Source organism: Edaphobacter sp. 12200R-103 (assembly GCF_010093025.1).
Taxonomy (GTDB): Bacteria; Acidobacteriota; Terriglobia; order Terriglobales; family Acidobacteriaceae; genus Edaphobacter.
The window spans coordinates 1,830,023-1,849,167 of record NZ_CP048114.1 but is presented as its reverse complement, the minus strand read 5'-3'; the positions used below and the strand labels follow the sequence as shown (position 1 = coordinate 1,849,167).

Here is a 19,145-nt window from a genome sequence, read left to right as displayed (position 1 = left end):
AAAATCAAACAATTTTCATTTTTCACTTTTCATCTTCCGCTCGATTCGTTATAGTTGCGCGAGGTCGAAATGTTTAAGGACGGTCGCGCCGCACAGCGCGATGGCTCTTGTGGGGAAGGAAAGCTCTCGTCAATCCTGCGTGCCTCTGAGATGAGAGGCCGTTGACCGCGAGAGCAGAAGGGGATGAAGCCGATCGATGCATGCCAGTCCAATGGGGTTCGTTACTTCATCGTCGCGGACGATCTGACCGGCGCCTGCGATTCCGCGGTGGCTTTTGCCGGACGTGGGCTTGAAGTAGAGGTTCCACTGCGGTCAGACGGCAATCCGTCCTCCAGCGGTGTATTCGCAGTCAGCACAGAGAGTCGGGATATCCCCGAGGTGACTGCAATGGAACGGGTCCGGACAGCCCTGTCGAAGGCTCCAGCGGCGAGCGAGATCTTTAAAAAAATTGATTCCGTTTTTCGTGGAAATACATTCGCGGAGGTTCGTGCAGCAGCCGAGTTTTTCCCGGCGGAGTTGGTGGTGATGAGCCCGGCGTATCCCGCACTGGGCAGGACCGTGAAAGATGGTGTTCTGCACGTTGAAGGTGGAGCGCAGAAGCATGCTGTCAATCTATGGGAAGGACTGCGCCGTTCTGGAATAGGCGATCCGGTGTTATTACCGGATGGCGTCCCGCAGGAGAAGCTGGTCGCTGGGATGCGTGAAGCGATGAAGGCGAAGTCGCGGCTCGTCCTTTGCGATGCTGAAAAAGAGCAGGATCTGCAATCGGCAGCCCGGGCGGCGCGCAGTCTGGGCTGCAGGGTTTTGTGGGTGGGCTCCGGAGGCCTCGCTCACGCTTTGGCGCATGATCTGCCGCAGAGCGGGGAGCGGTGGATGGAAGAGGAGCGGGATGGTTGCGTGGTGTTCTTTATTGGCAGCGACCACGCCGTTACAAAGAAGCAGGTCGCGGCCCTCAAACAGGCCGCAGAGGTGGGTGAGTTTGCCGTGGAAGCCTGCACGAGCCGGACATTTCAGGAACATGTTCTGGTTCTGAAGGTGTCACGAGGCATTACGACAGAGCAGCAGATACAGCAGGCGTTGAGCAGTACAGGTGATAAAGGCATTCGCTGCTGTCTGCTAACTGGGGGAGACACGGCGGCGTTGGTCCTTCGTGCGTCAGGTGTTCGTTCGCTGCATCTGACAGGCGAATTTGCTCCGGGGCTTCCTTATGGGGTGGCGAACGGTGGAGTTCTGGACGGTGTTCCGGTGATTCTGAAATCGGGCGGTTTTGGCAGAGAGGACGTTCTCTGTCAGATCGTGGACCGATTTACAGGCAGAAGGGAGTTTGTGTGAGTACGCGTATTCCGAAGATAGCTGTAACACTGGGTGATCCTGCCGGAGTGGGTGGCGAGGTGATCCTGAAGGCGCTCGCGGATCCTGAGATTGCAGCGTCGGCAGAGCTGGTCGTCGTGGGCGACCGGATCGCAATCGACGCCGCTGAGCGCAGTACCGGAGCTAAGTTCGACACCCTTGGTGTGAAGCTGCGCGAGTGTGGGGTACTCGCTGCCGGTCTGCCAGTCGTCTATGGGGCGTTGCGCGCCGAGTATGGAAGAGCTGCGGTGCGGTACGTCCACGATGCAACGATGATGTGTCTGAACAACGACGTGGATGCGATGGTGACGGCGCCGCTGAATAAAGAGGCCGTGACGCTGAATGGAATGCAGTTCTCCGGACATACCGAATACATTGCGGAGCTATGCGGCGTAAAGGGTTCGCGCATGCTGTTGGCAGGAACGAAGCTGAGCGTCATTCATGTTTCAACTCACGTGAGTCTGAAACAGGCCTGCAACCTGAACACGGACCGCATCGTGGACACCATTGAGTTGGGCAATGAGGCGATGAAGCTGCTGGGAAAGGCGAAGCCTCGCATTGCGGTGTGTGGTCTCAATCCCCATGCGGGTGAGCATGGACTCTTCGGGACAGAGGACGAGGAGTTTATACGCCCTGCGGTCGAAACGTGCAGGGCGCGTGGAATTGAGTGCGAAGGTCCCGTGGCTCCGGACACCATCTTCTTCAAGGCTGCGCGAGGATCGCACGATCTGATTGTGGCGATGTACCACGACCAGGGACATATCCCGATGAAGCTGCTGGACTTTGAGGCGACGGTGAATGTGTCGCTGGGAATCCCGATCATCCGTACGTCCGTCGATCACGGAACGGCGTTTGATATTGCAGGGAAGAACCTTGCGAGCGAAGCGAATATGAAGGCGGCAATTCGCATGGCAGTGACGATGGCGCAGCATCGTCTTCTTCAGACGGCACAGGCGTAAAGGCGATAGTCGATGCGGATTCTGGATTTACTGGTCGTCGCGGGATACATGGCGTGCCTCGTCGGCATCGGGATTCGCTTTGCGCGAAGACAGAAGACGACGGACGACTACTTCCTTGCGAACCGTTCCATTCCCGGCTGGGCGATGGGGCTGTCGCTGCTTGCGACCATTATTACCAGCGTTACATTTATCGCCTATCCGGGTTCGGCATATGCGGGCGACTGGTCGCTGCTGATTCCAGGATTCATGTTTGTCGTGGTCCTGATCCTGGCGGGTTCAGTCATCATTCCGTTCTTCCGGCATGTGGTTCGGATGAGCGCGTATGAGTACTTCGGGATGCGTTTCGGAAGAGGCGTGCGGCTGTATTCGTCCTTTGCGTTTGCCATTGGACACTTCTCGAAGATGGGATTCGTGTTTTATCTGCTGGCGCTCACGCTGGGCAGTATGACGGGCTGGCCGGTGGATCGTGTGATCGTGTTGACGGCGATCATCACCATTCTCTACACGCTGCTGGGTGGTGTGGAGGCGGTCGTGTGGAGCGATGTCGTCCAGGGTTTCGTTCTCTGGGCGGGCATTCTGGTCTCGATCGGGTTTCTGCTCTTTTTACCGCACCAGGGCGCGGGCGCCGTACTGGCGGATGCATGGAATCACGGCAAGATGGGCTTGGGGAGCACGGCTCTGCGATTCGATAAGCCGACCGTGATCGTGCTGGTGATCTACGGATTTTTCTTCTATGTGCAGAAGTACACGGCCGACCAGTCGGTCGTGCAGCGTTACCTGATTGCAAAGTCAGACCGGAGCGCTCTGAAAGGAATCACCCTTGGAGCTGTTCTGTGCGTTCCCGTTTGGACAGCATTCATGCTGATCGGCAGCCTGTTGTGGAGCTTTTATCGCCTGACCGGAGAGAAGCTGCCTTTGAGCATTCACAAGTCCGACCAGATATTCCCGCACTTTCTGGTCACGCACATTCCGCCGGGATTGGCCGGATTGTTCACGGCGGCTCTGCTGGGCTCCGCGACGGCGATGCTGGCATCAGACATGAACTGTCTTTCGGTGATAGGCGTCGAGGATTTTTACGCATCTGTGCGTCCGCGGAGCGATGACCGTCAGCGCCTGTTGGTAGGTCGCATCATCGTAGCGGCCAGCGGTCTGGCTGCAGCGGGTGTGGCCCTTAAGTTGGCGCACAGCCCGGGTGGCGCTCTCTCGCTCTACTACACCATCACTGCCATCGTCGCGGGCGGGCTTGCCGGACTCTTCCTTCTCGCCTTCCTGGTGCGACGTGCCACACGTCAGGGAGCCATTGCAGGAATCGTGGCCAGCCTGATCGTTACTGCCTGGGCGACGGTAACGCAGGGCGGAAAGATGCTGGATATGGGCCGATTCAACTTTCCATGGCACGACTACATGATTGGAGCGATTGGGCACGTCGTGCTCTTCGTCTTTGGCGTTGCTTTCAGTTATCTCCTTCCAGGTTCTCCTCTTGCTCCCGACCTCACTCTTCAGGGCTGGCGGCGGGAGAGAGCGCAGTCGCCGGCTGCCGCCGAAGTAATCGGGCGCTGATTTTTTTGATCCTTTTACCTTGTTTCAGGAGTCGTTATGAATCGTTTGCACCATGCTATCGAAGCCGCTGATGGAAAGCCGCTGCTCGGAGCTGCCTTGTATTTTCACGATCCCATCTTTCTGGAGATTGCGGCCCACATGGGCTTCAAGGTGATCTGGATCGAGATGGAGCATGCAGCCATCTCGTTTGAGCAGGCGGCAGATCTATGCCGGATGGCGGCAGGCACGGGGATGCTGACGATGATACGGATTCCGGATGCGCGCCGGGAGAGCGTATTGAAGGCGGCCGAGTGCGGCCCGGACATGATCGATATCCCGATGGCAGATTCTCCGGAGCTTGTGGCCGAGCTGGTGCGGTATGCGCGTTTTGCTCCTCTGGGCGCGCGTGGATTCTTCAGCGTGTCGAGGGCTTTGAAGTATGGCATCGTCGGCAGTGTGCCGGAGGAGCAGCAGAAGCTGAACGAGGAGCTTGCTCTGTTGGCGCAGATCGAGACGAAGGAAGCTCTCGCCAACATCGAAGAGATCGCCGCGATTCCCAACGTCGATATCTTCATCGGCCCGGCGGATCTGGCTGCAAGTCTTGGATATCCGGGAAAGACGAATCATCCGAAGGTTTTGGAAGCCGCGGAAAAGATTGTGCGAGTGGCACGCAAGCACGGCAAGAAAATCGTTACGGCATGTGGAGCTTCGGACTTTATTCACTGGACAAGGCTGGGAATCGATCTGCTGTTCTGCACGAACGATATCGTTTGCCTCAAGGCGGGTGCCCAGCTTGCACTAAATAGCGCGGCCGAAGCCATTGAGCAGGCAGGGGCAGAGCGGGTTCTGCAGACCAGTACGAGGAACTGATGCGCACGATCACCTTTCTTCAACCGGATCGGCTCGTCTTTGGCTCGGGATGCCTTGAGGATTGTTTCGAATATCTCTCTGCGCGATCGGACAGAAAGCTTTATATCGTCGGGTCGGGATCCCTTCGACGGCAGATCGAAGATCTGAGCGAACGCCTGGGGCGAAAGGGTTGTGCCGTCACGCTGGACTTCAGCATCCGGAGCGAGCCGACAATCGAGATGTTCGAGCGATCGTTGAATGACGCGCGAGCAAGCGCAGCAACGTGTTTTGTCGGTATCGGCGGCGGAAGCGTGATTGATGTAGCCAAGCTGCTGGCAGCGTTTGTTCAAAATGAGCAGAAGGTGCCGGAGACCTTCGGGATCGGGCTGCTGCGGGGGCGGCGGGCGCATCTGGTCTGTGTCCCGACGACGGCCGGAACGGGTGGCGAAGTTTCACCGAACGCCATTCTTCTGGACAAGGACGCAAAGCTGAAGAAAGGTGTAATCAGCCCATATCTCGTTCCGGATGCCGTATTCATCGATCCGTCATTGACCTGCAGCGTGCCTTCGGGAGTGACTGCAGCCACCGGATTGGACACGCTGACGCATTGCATTGAAGCCTATACCAATAAGTTCGCGCATCCGCTGGTGGACCTCTACGCTCTCGAAGGCGTGCGGCTGTGTGCAGCGTATCTGGTTCGCGCGGTTAAGAATGGGGATGACCTGGATGCGCGCGAAGGGATGGCGCGGGCAAGTCTCTACGGAGGACTATGTCTGGGACCGGTGAACACGGCCGCAGTGCATGCGTTGGCGTATCCGCTGGGCGGGGAGTTCCATCTCGCTCATGGCGTCTCCAACGCGGTCCTGCTGTCCACGGTCTTTCGCTTCAATATGGAGGCTTCGCCGGAACGTCATGCTGCCGTCTCCATTGCGCTCGGGGCTAAGCCTGCGGCCAACGATCGTGAGACGGCACTTGCCGGGGCGGAGCGTCTAAGTGCTCTGGTTGCCGAATGCGGCGTTTCGACAGATCTCGCGAGCTACGGCCTTTCGCCCGATGCTATTCCTCGCATGGCGGCCAGCGCGGCGACGGTGGTTCGACTATTGCGAAACAATCCAAGGGAGCTGACAGTTTCCGATATGGAATCACTCTATCGTCAGTGTTTCGCAACTGCCTGAGCCTGATGCGGTCAGGGGGAAGTTCCTCAATCGCTCGAACGATTCGGCAGGGAAGTGTAGAGTTCTAAGCGAGGCAGGCGAACAATCGATGAGGTGCCTGACCTACGTTATTGCTGAAATTCCGTTGAAAGCCAGAGATCAGCGGCGCTATATCTGCAGATCTCCTGATCGGAAGCCGGATGCGAATGGAAGCTGGAGCGAGGATTGCGACAGATCAACAAGGAATGCCTGACCGGACCGGAGCCGCTCGCGGGCGAGTCCAGAGGCCGGGGCCGTCATAGGAGCGTTGAGGCCGAGGAGGCCATTCTAAAGGCGGCCCTTCGCCTTCTCGAAAAGAAACCGCTGCGGAAGGTCACGGCGGACGAGATCGCCCAGGAGGCGGGCGTCAGCAAGGCGACTATCTACAAATGGTGGCCCAATAAGAGCTTGGTGGCGCTCGATGCCTTTCTCGCCCGGATGACGGAAGAGGTCCCCATGCCGGATACCGGTTCGGCCGAGCAGGACTTTAAGCAGCAACTGCAATCGGTGGTGACCTTTTACAACTCCCCTCTCGGGCGGCTGTTCAGCCAGTTTATTGCCGAGGGGCAGAGCGATTCCCAGTTTCTCGTGCGCTTTCAGGAGCGTTTTCTGTATCCCCGGAGGAACGCCGCGCTGGTTATGTGGCGTCGCGGGGTGGAGCGGGGAGAGATTCGGAGTGATATCGACCCCGAGATGGTGCTCGACCTGATGTACGGTCCCATGATCTTTCGGCTTCTTGCCGGACACGGCTCGCTCAGCAGTGCGGAATCGGCTGCGATGGTAGAGACTATATTTACCGGCATTGGGTGCTCTGACCCTGATCGCTCCAACGGTGGTTCCAGCCAGCATCAGCTTGATTTGCGAACATCTTGAGTCCTAATTTCCCTCAGCTTCGTCCAAATATTAAACTACGAGTCTAGTATTCGTTCTTCTGTATTAGAGATATCGTCAGGCAGTTCCGCTGAGCAGTGGGAAGCGGTTAACGGCTGCAGCATTTTGAGATGGAGTTCCGATGTGGATTGTCCGGCTTGCGCTTCGAAGGCCATACACGTTTGTCGTGTTATCGCTGCTTCTCTTTATCATTGGGCCGATTGTCGTTATTCGTACGCCGGTTGATATCTTTCCGAATATCGATATCCCCGTGGTATCGATTGTTTGGAACTACGCAGGTCTCTCACCGGAGCAGCTCAGTTACCGCATCGTTCTTCCTTTTGAGCGGGGCCTGACGACCACGGTAAATGACATTGAGCATATCGAGTCCCAGACGTTGAATGGCGTATCGGTCATCAAGGTCTTCTTTCAGCCGAACGTCAATATATCTCAGGCGGTGGCACAGGTTACGGCGATTTCGCAGACGGCATTGCGACAATACCCTGAGGGCACGACCCCTCCTCTTATTATCCAGTACAGTGCATCCAGCGTTCCCGTCCTGCAGCTGGGGCTTTCCGGAAAAGGACTGACCGAACAGCAGCTTAATGACTATGGGCAAAGCTTCATTCGCACTCAGCTCGCGACTGTCCAAGGCGCTTCAATTCCTTACCCTTATGGGGGGAAGCAGCGACAGGTCCAGGTCGATATCGACACGCAGAAGCTGCAGTCCTTTGGACTCTCCCCATCCGATGTCGTCAATGCCATCAGTGCTCAGAACATCATTCTTCCAGCCGGCGACGTAAAAATAGGTCACTTTGACTACCAGGTTGAAACCAACAGTGCTCCTACCTCCATCGCAGCGCTGAACAATCTTCCCATCAAAACGGTGAATGGGGCGACGATCTATGTCCACGATATCGGCAATGTGCGCGACGGGTTCCCGCCCCAGACCAATATTGTGCGGGTCGACGGGCAGCGTGCTTCTCTGCTCACAATTCTGAAGACCGGTAAGTATTCGACGCTGGACATCATCTCCAACGTCCGCAAACAGCTTCCCTCCATCGCGGCGCAGTTACCGACCTCCTTCCGCATGGAACCTATTTCCGACCAGTCGATCTTCGTGCGGGGCGCAATCACCGGAGTGGTTCGAGAGGCTTTGATCGCAGCCTGCCTTACGGCGGCGATGATCCTGCTCTTTCTAGGGAGCTGGCGCTCAACCCTGATCATCGCTATCTCGATCCCGCTTTCGGTCATCTGTTCGTTACTGATGCTTGCGGCTCTGGGTGAGACGATCAACATCATGACGCTTGGCGGACTGGCGCTGGCCGTCGGAATCCTGGTGGATGATGCGACCGTCGAGATTGAAAATATCAACCGCAACCTGGAAGAGGGCAAGGAGGTTGAACAGGCGATCCTTGATGGCGCGGCGCAGATTGCGATTCCGGCCTTCGTCTCTACCCTGTCGATCTGCATCGTCTTCGTCCCGATGTTCTTTCTCGGAGGGGTAGCGCGATACCTGTTTGTCCCTCTCGCCGAAGCCGTCGTCTTCGCCATGCTGGCCTCCTACTTCCTTTCGCGAACGATTGTTCCGACGATGGCCAAGTATCTGCTGAAAGGCCATGAGCACGACGCTGCGGAGAAGGCGAGTAAAAGCTGGAATCCATTTGTTCGCTTTCAGCTGATCTTCGAGCGCTATTTTGAAAGGTTGCGAAGTTGGTACTACGGTGTTCTAAATCTCTGTCTTCAGCATCGCGCCGTCTTTCTGTTTTCCATCGTGGCGTTCTGGGTTGCTTCGATTGCGATCCTCTATCCTTGGCTCGGACAGGACTTTTTTCCCTCGGTCGATGGAGGTCAGTTTAAGCTGCACGTGCGGGCCCATACGGGAACTCGAATCGAAGATACGGCGGCGCTCTGCGATCGGATTGAGGATATTATTCGGCAGGAGATCCCCGCCTCCGAACTGGGAACGATCATCGACAATGTTGGCATCCCTTATTCGGGTATCAATCTGTCGTACTCCAACTCGGCTCCTGTCGGAACTGCGGACGCCGATATTCTGGTTTCGCTCGGAGAGAAGCACCGGCCAACTGCGGAATACATGCGCAGCCTGCGCGAGAAGCTGGCGGAGAAGTTTCCGGGAACCACGTTCTACTATCTGCCGACGGATATTGTCAGCCAGATTCTGAACTTCGGTTTGCCTGCGCAGATCGACGTGCAATTTATAGGCTCGGAACTGGAGAAGAATCGCGCGCTGGCCGAGCAGGTGATGCAGCAGATCAGCCACGTCTCCGGTACGACCGATCTTCGTATTCAGCAACCATTCAATCTTCCGATATGGACGATCAATGTCGACCGGACGCGGGCGCAGCAGGTCGGTTATAGCCAGCGCGATGTCGCTGGAAACGTGCTGACCGCTTTGAGCGGAAGCTTTCAGACTTCCCCAACGTTTTATCTCAATCCGCAGAATCAGGTCAGTTATCATATTGCGGTCCAGACGCCGCAATATGGTGTCCGCAGTCTGCAGGACCTGCAGAACTTTCCTCTCTCATCCAGTACAGCCCAGCCCCAGATTCTGGGAAACCTGGCGTCTATCGATAGAGGCGCAGAACAGGGAACGGTAAGCCACTACAATGCCCGCCCTGTCATTGATATCTACGGTGCGGTGGAGGGGACTGATCTTGCAACAGTGGCACGGAAGATCGATCAAATCGTCAAAGATAATGAGGGAAAGCTTCCTCGTGGAACCGAGGTTCATGTGCGAGGGCAGATTGAGACAATGCGCACCTCGTTTGTGGGCCTGGTCTCCGGTCTGCTCTTCTCGATTGTTCTGGTCTATGCGCTGATCGTCGTGAACTTCCAGAGCTGGCTTGATCCGTTCATCATCATCGCAGCCCTTCCAGGCGCATTGGCCGGGATCGTATGGATTCTCTTCCTGACGGGAACTCATATCAGCGTTCCCGCGTTGACTGGTTCGATCATGTGCGTTGGCGTCGCGACAGCCAATTCCATTCTGGTTGTCAGCTTTGCGAAGGAGCAGATGGAAGCCGGCATGAATTCGACGCAGGCGGCGTTATCTGCCGGGTTTACGCGATTCCGCCCTGTCATTATGACTGCCTTGGCGATGATCATCGGCATGGTCCCGATGGCTCTCGGCCTGGGTGACGGAGGAGAGCAGAACGCTCCGCTTGGACGTGCTGTCATTGGTGGTCTCCTGCTGGCTACCTTTGGGACGCTGACTTTTGTGCCGACGTTCTTTGCATTGATGCATCGCAATGATCCGCCGTTGACGACAGTGCAGGACAACGGCGCAAGCGAGGATTATCTATGAGTTGGGCTGCGGGGCTGGAGTTGTACGGTTCAGGGTTTGAGAGCAGAAGAGGAGAGCGCAGATGAGCGGCGGAGACCACAACAGGAGAGCAGGTCAGCAGGGAAGCGAACAGCGACCTGATGTGCAGGGCCATGAACCCCCCGCACCTTCGCGCGTTTCCCTCGCAGTAGTTGTTGTTATCGTTCTGCTGATTGCGGTGGTCCTGGCGGTCGTAGGGATTCTTCGCCGCAGGCATAGCAGCGCGGAACTCGAGAAATACACCGAAGCGAATGCTGCGCCTCCTGTTGCCCTGCAAGTACCCCAGATGCAGCACAATGCGACGGAGATCGTGGTGCCGGGCAATATGCAGGCATTTACGATGGCCCCCATCTATGCCCGCACGACAGGCTATGTGAAGGCGTGGTATCACGATATCGGCTCCCGGGTTCGCAAGGGCGAGCTGCTGGCCGTCATTGAAACCCCAGAGCTGGACCAGCAGCTGGCATCCGCCAAAGCAGACCTGGCTACGGCCGTCAGCAATGCTGGCCTGGCGAAGACAACGGCAGAGCGTTATAAGGATCTCGTCAGCAGCAATGCCGTCTCACAGCAGGACACCGACAATGCGGTGAGCCAATATCAGGCGAGGAATGCGGAAGTTGCTGCCGCCCAGGCGAACGTCCGCAGGCTGGAAGAGCTGGTCTCGTTTGAGCGGATTGTGGCTCCATTCGACGGCGTAATCACGGCTCGAAACATCGATATCGGCCAGCTCATCAGCGCTGATGGAAGTACGAACACCGCAGGCGCAGGAACGGTACGCAGTAATCGGGAGATCTTCGATATCTCTGCGATCGATACGCTGCGTGTCTTCGTGAATATTCCTCAGATGTACGCGCCAGATGCCAAAAAAGGAGTCGTTGCCACCCTGACCTTGCCGCAGTATCCGGGGCGGATTTTCAAAGGGAAGCTGGTGCGGACCTCCGACGCTGTCGACCCGGCATCGAGAACCCTGCTGGCGGAGGTGGATGTCCCCAACAAATCGGGCGAGTTGCTGCCGGGAAGCTATACGCAGGTGCACCTGAGTGTTTCCCGCGCCGCGCCGGCGCTGATCATTCCGGTGAGCGCGCTAATTCTTCAGCCCGACGGGCTGCATGTGGCCACGGTGGATGATAACCACCATGCCCATATCATGAAGGTTACTCCGGGACGCGACTTCGGGGCGACGATCGAGATTCTGAGCGGCCTCGAAGAAGGGAAGCCGGTGATCACCAATCCTCCGGACTCTCTGACAGAAGGCGAAGAGGTCAGGGTGGTGACGCCGGAGAACCGTAAGGCTCCTCCCTCGGAGGAGGCGAAACGATGAGGGCAGGCAGCATAAAAATGCTGGCCGCCCTGTTGGGGGTGGCCGCCCTATCGGGCTGCAAGGTGGGGCCGAACTATAAGGTTCCGGCGATGCCTGCGCCTCCGGCCTATAGCGACAATGGCCATAACGGTGCATGGACGACGGCGAAGCCTGCCGACACCGCAAATCGTGGTGACTGGTGGGCGATCTACGGAGATACTGAGCTCAATGACCTGGAACAGCGCTGTGCGACGGCGAACCAGAGTATCGCGGCTGCGCTGCAGGCCTACCAGCAGTCGCACGACCTGGTTCGAGAGGCCCGGTCCTCGCTCTACCCGACGATTGCAATCGGTGCCTCGGCGAGTCGGAATCGTATCTCGAGCACCCGGCCGCTGAGGCCATCGAATGCGGCACAGGACTACTGGGATTTTCTGATTCCTCTGAACATCTCGTGGGAGCCGGACCTGTGGGGCCGTGTCCGGAGGCAGATCGAGTCCAACAGCGCGCTGGCGCAGGCTACGGCGGCGGACCTGGCCAATACACAACTCAGTCTGCAGGGCTTGTTGGCTGTCAGCTTCTTTCAGCTGCGCGGCATCGATCTGCAGGCCCAGCTGCTTCAGAGCACATTGAATGCCTATCAGCAAACCCTGAAACTGACGCAGGACCGCTTTCGTGGAGGGTTGAGCGCGGAAAGCGATGTGGAACAGGCCAGGGCACAACTGGAACAGGCACGGGCTCAACTGATTGATTTGGGCGTGGGGCGGGCACAACTGGAACATGCGATCGCCGTGCTCGTAGGAGCGCCTGCGACAGGTTTTCATATCGCTGAGAAGCCGCTCACCGGAGATCCCCCGAGCGTCCCGACGGGAATACCGTCGGAGGTGCTGCAGCGCAGACCGGATATTGCCGCAGCCGAAAGGCGAGTGGCAGCAGCTAATGCCGTGATCGGTGTGGCCAAGGCCGCCTACTTTCCCACGATTATCCTCGGGGCAAACGGAACCCTGGAAAGCAGCCAGATCACGAACCTGTTCAATCAGGGAAGTGCGGGGTGGAATGCCGGGCCGAGTGCAAGTGAACTGCTGTTTGACGCTGGCAGGCGGCGAGCCCAGGTGGATTACGCCGTGGCCCAGAGGGAGCAGGCAACGGCGCTTTATCGCGACCAGGTTCTCTCCGCGTTTCGCGATGTAGAAGATCAGCTCTCCGCGCTTCGCGTATTAGAGCAGGAGGCGTCGGTGCAGGCCGCTGCCGTTGCTGCTGCGAAACGGAGTACGGAGCTTTCGACCCTGCGTTACAAGCGGGGGCTGGCGCCCTATCTCGAGGTCCTGACGAACCAGACGATTGAGCTGACGAACGAGCGAACGGCGGCCGCTCTGGTGACCCAGCGGATTCTTGCGAGCACTCGACTTCAGATTGCATTGGGTGGGGGATGGAACACGACAGAGCTGCCTCAGAATTAGTTTAGGGGTTGTCACTCGATGGGCGAGTCGCGGATGGCATCAGTGATGCGGCTTTCCCGGCTGTACTCAGGATTGGCTCTGAAGCCTTACCCCTGGCGAGCGGTTCAAGCTTCGCTCGAAGGAGCCCACATTCCAAAATTGAGATGTGGGCACCCGGAACTCGGATGGGCCAATGAGCGACGGTCCAGTTTTCCAACTTCTTCTTTAGAAGTGTCATCCTGCGCTACTCGCGATGAAACTCGAGTAGCTCCGCTCAGGATGGCACTTTATTCTTGTGGAGGAGAAGATTGAAGGTAGGGCAGCAAAAGAGGAGGCCATCGTCATCGACGATGGCCTCGGTTCTTTGTGAGATTGTTTTAGCCGTTCTGCTCGGCCGGGTGGATCGTGCGGTAGCTTGAATTTCCCTTGGACCAGACCAGGAGGAGGAGGTCCTTTCCATCCGGGTTCTGATGGACCTGATCGACGAACTGGCTTGCCGATGCGACTGGGTGACGATTTACCTCAAGGATGACGTCGCCCGGCTGGAGGCCGGCATCGTCTGCGGGACTGCCAGGGCGGACATTCTGAACGACGGCTCCGTTGAGCTGGTCAGGAGCATTGATCTGCTGTCTGACGTCGGAGGTGAGATCGCTTACGCCCAGCCCGAGCTTCCCTCTTTTCTGAGAGCCACTGTCGCCGTTGTCCGCCAGGTCGGTATTCTTCTGGAATTGCCCAACGGTGATGTTGAGCGTGGTCGGCTTGCCGTCACGCAGGACGCCGAGCGATATGTTGCTTCCCGGGGTGATCTGGCTTACAGCGACCTGAAGGGCGCTGCCGTTGACGACCTTCTGGCCGTTGATGGAAGTGATGACGTCACCCCTATGAACTCCGCCCTTGCTTGCGGGCGAGTTGGGCGTGACCTGCGAGACGATGGCGCCGCTCGCATCTTTCAGGTTGAAAAAGTGGGCATTGGCAGGCGTGACATCGTTGAGGCTGATGCCCAGATAGCCATGATCGACATGACCGTTCTTCATCAACTGCTCGGCGGTGGAACGAACGATCTGCGAGGGAATTGCAAACCCTGCACCGGCGAAGGAGCCGCTGTTGGAGATGATGAAAGTATTGATTCCGACCAGCTCACCGTGCGAGTTGACCAGCGCGCCGCCGGAGTTTCCAGGATTGATGGCGGCGTCGGTCTGGATAAAGCCGCCGGGTTTGCGTGGATCGTCGGAGTAGGGATTGGGGCGATCGACTGCGCTGACGATTCCGCGAGTGACCGAGAACTGGAAGTAGCCGAACGGACTTCCAAAGGCGAGCACCGTCTGACCGGGATGCAGCTTGCTGGAATCGCCCCAGGCGATGCTGGGAAGGTTGGTTGCGTTCACTTTGACGACCGCAAGATCAGTCAGCTTGTCGGTCCCGATGACCTTGCCGGAGAGCACGCGGCGATCGTTGAGGGTTACCTTGATCTCGGTGGCGCCGTCGACGACGTGATTGTTCGTGACGATGTAGCCGTCGGGCGAGATGATGACGCCGCTGCCAATACCGTGCTCGATCTGCGGCTGCTGCGGCATCCCCTGACCGAAGAACTGTGCGAATCCGGGAGGAAGACCCTGCAATTGGTTGTCAGAGTTGTCGGAAGTCTCATGGCCGCCTTTGCTGGTAACTGCAATGTTGACGACCGCAGGGGTGACACGAGCAGCTACGGTCTCCATTGCATGATCGAGCGCCGTCAGTGCGGAGACGCTGTTGTCATCGATGGGAGAGGCGCTGAAAGCGGCGGCTGCGTGCACTCCACCACTGCCGACAAAGAGAGCAGCTCCCAGGGCAAAGCTACCTGCCAGGGCTGCAGGGACAGCCAGTTTTTTGGCCTTAGCTACTAATTTATTAGTTATTGGTGACATGTTCTGCGGCTCCTATGTGCAAAGTGGTGAGATTTTAGAGTTGAATGATCAGCCAGCCATTCCCCACGGGAACGGCGGCATATGAATTTCCTGTCTCAGAGACGGCGAGGACAGGCCGCTGCGGAACAGCGCGAGCCTGCCAGCGTGTAAGCACGACCCACTGCTGCGGTGGTTGCGGTTCTGGAGTCTGGTGAAGTGCCTTCACGACCCGCGTGTGATGGCGCGGCGCCGGGCGATGCGTAGCTATGTTCTCCTGCCTGTCTGGAACGACCGCTTTGACAAGCTCCGGAGAGAGATTTCTCATGGGTAACGCACTCTCGGGAGCTTCGGTCGCAGCAACGATCGATGCTGGGATCGATGCTGAAGGAATAGCGTTCGCAACCGCCTCCGGTGTGAAGCTGACCAGCTCTGGCGTGTGAGCGAGCGTGGCCGCGCCGCCAAGCAGACCGGCGATGACCACTCCTGTAATTACATTCGCAGTGACGGGTTTAAGCCGGACTTCGGGTTTGTCGAGGATGCGACGAACCCGGCGGGAGAGCTCAGACTGTTTCTCCCAGGCCCCGAGCGCGAGAGTGATGCCACGGCACACAAGAGCGTGTTCGGCGAGGCTGGTCAGGCAGGTAGCGTAGCTTTTGCGCGCTGCCGTAAAGCTGAGCACACAGTCGTCGCAGGCAAGCTCGCGCTCCCTGCAAAGGCGTTGTTCGATCCAGAACAGAACTGGATTGAGAGGAAAGAAGACCAATGCCACCTTCTGCAGGAGATTGGTCCAGTCGTCGAAGCGGCGAAGGTGTTCCATCTCGTGCAGGATGATCTGCTCAAGCTCCTGCGAGGAAAGCTTCTGCAGAAGATCCTCGGGCAACAGAACCCTGGGATGGAAGAAGCCGGCAACACTGGGGCGGTCAACCTGGGTCGACGTGCATAGCTGAGCCGCGCGAAAGCGTGTCTTAAGCAGATGCTGAAACTCGTTGCCGGTAACGACCGGGGTAGCGGATTTTGCGACACGGCGGAGATCGAGGGCGCTCCTGACAAGCGCTACCGCGCGCCCCATGGACATTGCAAACCAGATAGCAGCGATCGGGATGCCCCAGCGAGGATCAAGATGAAAGGAAGGCACGCCAGCTGCGAACGAAGCATCTGTGCTGCTCCTGGTACCCGATTCCAGGTGAAGGGCGAGAACGGTAAAGAGGACGGAGAGCCAGATGACAAAGCGTGCCGCAGGTTTGATTCCAGGAAGAAGGCGAAGGCAGAGAGCGACGATAGCAGCCAGGCAGAGCCCTTGTGCGACAGCGTTCACCAGGGAGCTGGAGGCTGTGGCAGAGAGCAGCAGAATCGTGTGGGTGAGATGCTCCAACATCTATCGAACCTCCTCTTCGGGAGTATTGGCGATGGCTTCTTTGAGCTTTCTGAGCTCTTCGGGCGAGATATCGTCGTCGCCCAGAAGGGAGAGCAGCAGCTTCTCGCGCGAGTTGCCGAAGAAGCGTTGCAGGAGTTGCCGGACCTCGCTGCGGCCCGCATCATGCTCGGCCACGCTCGGGCTGTAGAGGAAGGCGCGGCCTTCCTGACGGTGGGTCACATATCCTTTCTTTTCAAGGATTCGGACAGTGGTTAGGACAGAGGTATAGGCCAGCGGAGTTGCATCCGAGAGTTCGGCGACAAGATCCGAGACCGCGGATTCTCCACGGTCCCAGAGAATCTTCATCAATCGAAGCTCGGCTTCCGTCAACGTGTTGGATCGTCTCGGCGGCATCGTCCTGTATGGATGGACGTGTAACTAATAAATTAGTTAGCAAATCGCTGGATTAGCGGATAAATATCCGTCGCGGTGATTTTTGGTTCAACGCGAAGCATGCGTCCTGATATATTTTCTGAGCCGAAAAAACACCCGCTTCTTCCGGTGGCAAGAGTCCAGAGGGACGATCCGGGGGCAGATAAATTCATGGCAGAAGAGGATACGTTCTCTTCTGCCGGTACAGGCAGGGAATGGAAAAGACAACGATGCGAAGTTCGGTGTTGCTGTGGGGAACTCTGGCAGGGATTCTATGGATGGGGAGCGGATTTTCTCCCTACACGGCCGAAGGGCAGGCTGCAAAACCGCAAACGCCGGAGATGGCGGCGCATATCGAAGCGGGCAACACGCAGTTTCAGCAGAAGTGCGCGTTTTGCCACGGCCGGGATGCCGCCGGCGGCGAGACCGGTCCGGACCTGACACGGTCGAAGCTGGTCCAGGACGACGTGAACGGGGACAAGATCGGCGATGTCGTCCGCAACGGAAGGCCGGGAAAGATGCCGCCGTTTGATGTTTCCGCAGCGGAGATGAACGATCTGGCGGCCTTCATTCACGCCCAGCAGGCCAAGGCTGCGGCGGCCGGAAAACGGAAAGGCGTTGATGTCGCCGATCTGCAGACTGGGAACGTGGAGGCAGGCAAGCGATACTTCGAGGGCGCAGGAACGTGCTCGAAGTGCCACTCCGCGACCGGCGATCTGGCGCATGTCGCCAGCAAGTACCAGGGGCTGCAGCTGGAGCAGCATATGCTCTATCCGCGCAATGCCAAGAGCGCGGCCACGGTGACCCTGCCCACGGGCAAGGTGCTGCAGGGCCGGGTGGAGTACCACGACGAGTTCACGTTGGGGATTGTGCTGGCGGATGGAACTTACCGCTCCTGGCCGGTGGGGAAGATCAAGTACAAGATCGATGCTCCGCAGGAAGCGCATGCCGAGCTCTTCAGCAAATATACGGATGACGACATCCACAACCTGATGGCGTATATACAGACGCTGCGCTGATCGCGTTCAAAAGAAGGAAGAGTGCTATGAGTCGATGGAAGGATGCGAGTGTGCTTGCGGGGTCTCTGCTTGCGCTCGTGCTTGGGGTTGGAGGATTTGCTGCTGCACAGGGTCCCGATCATGCGACGCTGCTGAATCCGGGGCCGGACAGCTGGCCGCTGTATCACGGCGATTACACCGGGCAGCGGCACAGCAAGCTGACCCAGATCACGCCTCAGAATGTTCATAATCTGAGTCTGGCATGGGCGTTTCAGACCGGATCGCAGGCGGGGCTGAAGTCGTCGCCGCTGCTGATTGACGGCATCCTGTACTTCACGGTCCCTGATCATGTGTGGGCTGTGGATGCGCGGTCGGGACACATGGTGTGGCATTACACGTATCCCCCAAATAAAGGGCTGCACATCGGCCAGCGTGGCGTGGGCGCCTATAAGGGCTGGATCTACTTCCTTTCACCGGATGGCCACCTGGTCTCGCTGGACGCGAAGACCGGAGCGCTGCGCTGGAATATCGAGGTCGCCGATGTCGCCAAGGGGTATTGGACGACGATGTCGCCGTTTGTGGTTGGGAACCACGTCATCGTCGGCGTCTCTGGAGACTTCGACAATCTGCACGGATACCTGAAGTCGCTCGATCCTGAGACAGGCAAGCTGCAGTGGGAGTGGTACAGCACGCCGAAAGAGCTGACCGGCGGCATGACCTGGATGACGGGGACCTATGATCCCGATCTGAACCTGATCTACTGGGGCACAGGCAATCCGACGCCCGTGCTTAATGGGAAGACGCGTCCGGGGGACAATGCCAATACCTGCAGCATCGTGGCGCTGAATCCGGATACCGGGAAACTGGCGTGGGCGTTCCAGGTCTCTCCGCATGACACGCATGACTGGGATGCAGCGGAGACACCGATGCTGGTCGATGGCATGTTCAAGGGACAGCAACGCAAGATGCTGATGCAGGCATCTCGCAATGGATATTTCTTCGTGCTGGACCGGACCAACGGCAAGAGCCTGCTGACAGTTCCGTACAGCCCGGTGAACTGGTCGCTGGGGATCGACAAAGACGGTCGGCCGATACCGAATCCTGCAAAAGAGCCGACGCCCGACGGCCGCCTGATCGCACCGGACGAGGCCGGAGCAGCAAACTATCGCTCGCCGAGCTTCGATCCCAAGACGGGTCTTTTTATAATCCCGGCGCGCGAGGCTTATAGCATCTACTTCTCGAAACCGGCTGACGGGGACTACGGTTGGGCAGGTGCGGACTATGGTCTCTGGGCGAAGGGAGTCGTTAAGGCGATCGATTACCAGACGGGTAAAGTCCGCTGGACGCACGATATCGGCAACAGCGCGAGTGCGGGCGCGCTGACGACCGGTTCGGGCGTGACATTCACCGGCGATTCTCACGGAAACGCGCTTGCCTTGGACACGGCGAATGGGAAGACGCTGTGGCATGCCTATACGGGATCGATGATCGCGAGCTCGCCCATTAGTTATGAGCTGGATGGGAAGCAGTATGTGCTGATTGGTAGTGGCGGCGTGATGTTTGCGTGGGCGCTTCCGGATCAGGTCGCTGCAAAGTAATCTGCCTCAGGTGAAGTGGACAGGAGACGGGGAGATTC

General features: G+C 58.0%; 14 protein-coding genes. 11 read left to right on the top strand and 3 right to left on the bottom strand.

Going from position 1 to position 19,145, the window contains the following annotated elements:
• Nucleotides 1–183 precede the first annotated feature (183 nt).
• From GWR55_RS07665 to GWR55_RS07625, 9 genes are all read left to right on the top strand, one after another.
• Complete coding sequence (locus tag GWR55_RS07665) at nucleotides 184–1,332, top strand: four-carbon acid sugar kinase family protein (protein ID WP_162401742.1); 1,149 nt, start codon at nucleotides 184–186, stop codon at nucleotides 1,330–1,332.
• The gene (pdxA, locus tag GWR55_RS07660) at nucleotides 1,329–2,309 is read left to right on the top strand and encodes a 4-hydroxythreonine-4-phosphate dehydrogenase PdxA (RefSeq protein ID WP_162401741.1); all 981 of its coding nucleotides are present in this window, start codon (nucleotides 1,329–1,331) and stop codon (nucleotides 2,307–2,309) included. The genes GWR55_RS07665 and pdxA overlap by 4 nt, the downstream gene beginning before the upstream one ends.
• Before the next feature lie 12 nt (nucleotides 2,310–2,321).
• Nucleotides 2,322–3,869 (top strand): sodium:solute symporter, encoded by a 1,548-nt coding sequence (locus tag GWR55_RS07655; protein ID WP_162401740.1) that lies wholly within the window; start codon nucleotides 2,322–2,324, stop codon nucleotides 3,867–3,869.
• A 36-nt stretch (nucleotides 3,870–3,905) separates the two neighbouring features.
• Entirely contained in the window at nucleotides 3,906–4,718 is an 813-nt protein-coding gene (locus GWR55_RS07650; RefSeq protein ID WP_162401739.1) for an HpcH/HpaI aldolase/citrate lyase family protein, read from the top strand.
• Nucleotides 4,718–5,872, top strand: a complete 1,155-nt coding sequence (locus GWR55_RS07645) for an iron-containing alcohol dehydrogenase (protein WP_162401738.1) — start codon at nucleotides 4,718–4,720, stop codon at nucleotides 5,870–5,872. Before GWR55_RS07650 ends, GWR55_RS07645 begins: the two co-directional genes overlap by 1 nt.
• A 204-nt stretch (nucleotides 5,873–6,076) precedes the next feature.
• Complete coding sequence (locus GWR55_RS07640; protein ID WP_238398707.1) at nucleotides 6,077–6,763, top strand: TetR/AcrR family transcriptional regulator; 687 nt, start codon at nucleotides 6,077–6,079, stop codon at nucleotides 6,761–6,763.
• 139 nt (nucleotides 6,764–6,902) lie between these two features.
• Entirely contained in the window at nucleotides 6,903–10,088 is a 3,186-nt protein-coding gene (locus GWR55_RS07635) for an efflux RND transporter permease subunit (protein ID WP_162401737.1), read from the top strand.
• Between the two features lie 61 nt (nucleotides 10,089–10,149).
• Nucleotides 10,150–11,427 carry an efflux RND transporter periplasmic adaptor subunit gene (locus GWR55_RS07630; RefSeq protein ID WP_162401736.1) on the top strand — a complete coding sequence of 426 codons (1,278 nt, stop codon included), beginning with the start codon at nucleotides 10,150–10,152 and terminating at the stop codon, nucleotides 11,425–11,427.
• Nucleotides 11,424–12,863, top strand: coding sequence for an efflux transporter outer membrane subunit (locus GWR55_RS07625; protein WP_162401735.1), 1,440 nt, complete (start codon nucleotides 11,424–11,426; stop codon nucleotides 12,861–12,863). The genes GWR55_RS07630 and GWR55_RS07625 overlap by 4 nt, the downstream gene beginning before the upstream one ends.
• Before the next feature lie 356 nt (nucleotides 12,864–13,219).
• Here GWR55_RS07625 and GWR55_RS07620 read toward each other — a convergent pair whose 3' ends face one another.
• The 3 genes from GWR55_RS07620 to GWR55_RS07610 are packed head-to-tail and all read right to left on the bottom strand — an operon-like array spanning nucleotide 13,220 to nucleotide 16,445.
• Nucleotides 13,220–14,746 (bottom strand): Do family serine endopeptidase, encoded by a 1,527-nt coding sequence (locus GWR55_RS07620; RefSeq protein ID WP_162401734.1) that lies wholly within the window; start codon nucleotides 14,744–14,746, stop codon nucleotides 13,220–13,222.
• 34 nt (nucleotides 14,747–14,780) lie between these two features.
• On the bottom strand, nucleotides 14,781–16,100 hold the full coding sequence (locus tag GWR55_RS07615; protein WP_162401733.1) for a M56 family metallopeptidase: 1,320 nt from the start codon (nucleotides 16,098–16,100) through the stop codon (nucleotides 14,781–14,783).
• On the bottom strand, nucleotides 16,101–16,445 hold the full coding sequence (locus GWR55_RS07610) for a BlaI/MecI/CopY family transcriptional regulator (RefSeq protein ID WP_370521414.1): 345 nt from the start codon (nucleotides 16,443–16,445) through the stop codon (nucleotides 16,101–16,103).
• Nucleotides 16,446–16,726: 281 nt separating this feature from the next.
• Here GWR55_RS07610 and GWR55_RS07605 point away from each other — a divergent pair, with 281 nt between their 5' ends.
• Nucleotides 16,727–17,530, top strand: a complete 804-nt coding sequence (locus GWR55_RS07605) for a c-type cytochrome (protein ID WP_162401731.1) — start codon at nucleotides 16,727–16,729, stop codon at nucleotides 17,528–17,530.
• A gap of 26 nt (nucleotides 17,531–17,556) precedes the next feature.
• Nucleotides 17,557–19,107: an acido-empty-quinoprotein group A gene (locus tag GWR55_RS07600; protein ID WP_162401730.1), complete on the top strand. Its 1,551-nt coding sequence runs from the start codon at nucleotides 17,557–17,559 to the stop codon at nucleotides 19,105–19,107.
• Nucleotides 19,108–19,145: the final 38 nt, after the last annotated feature.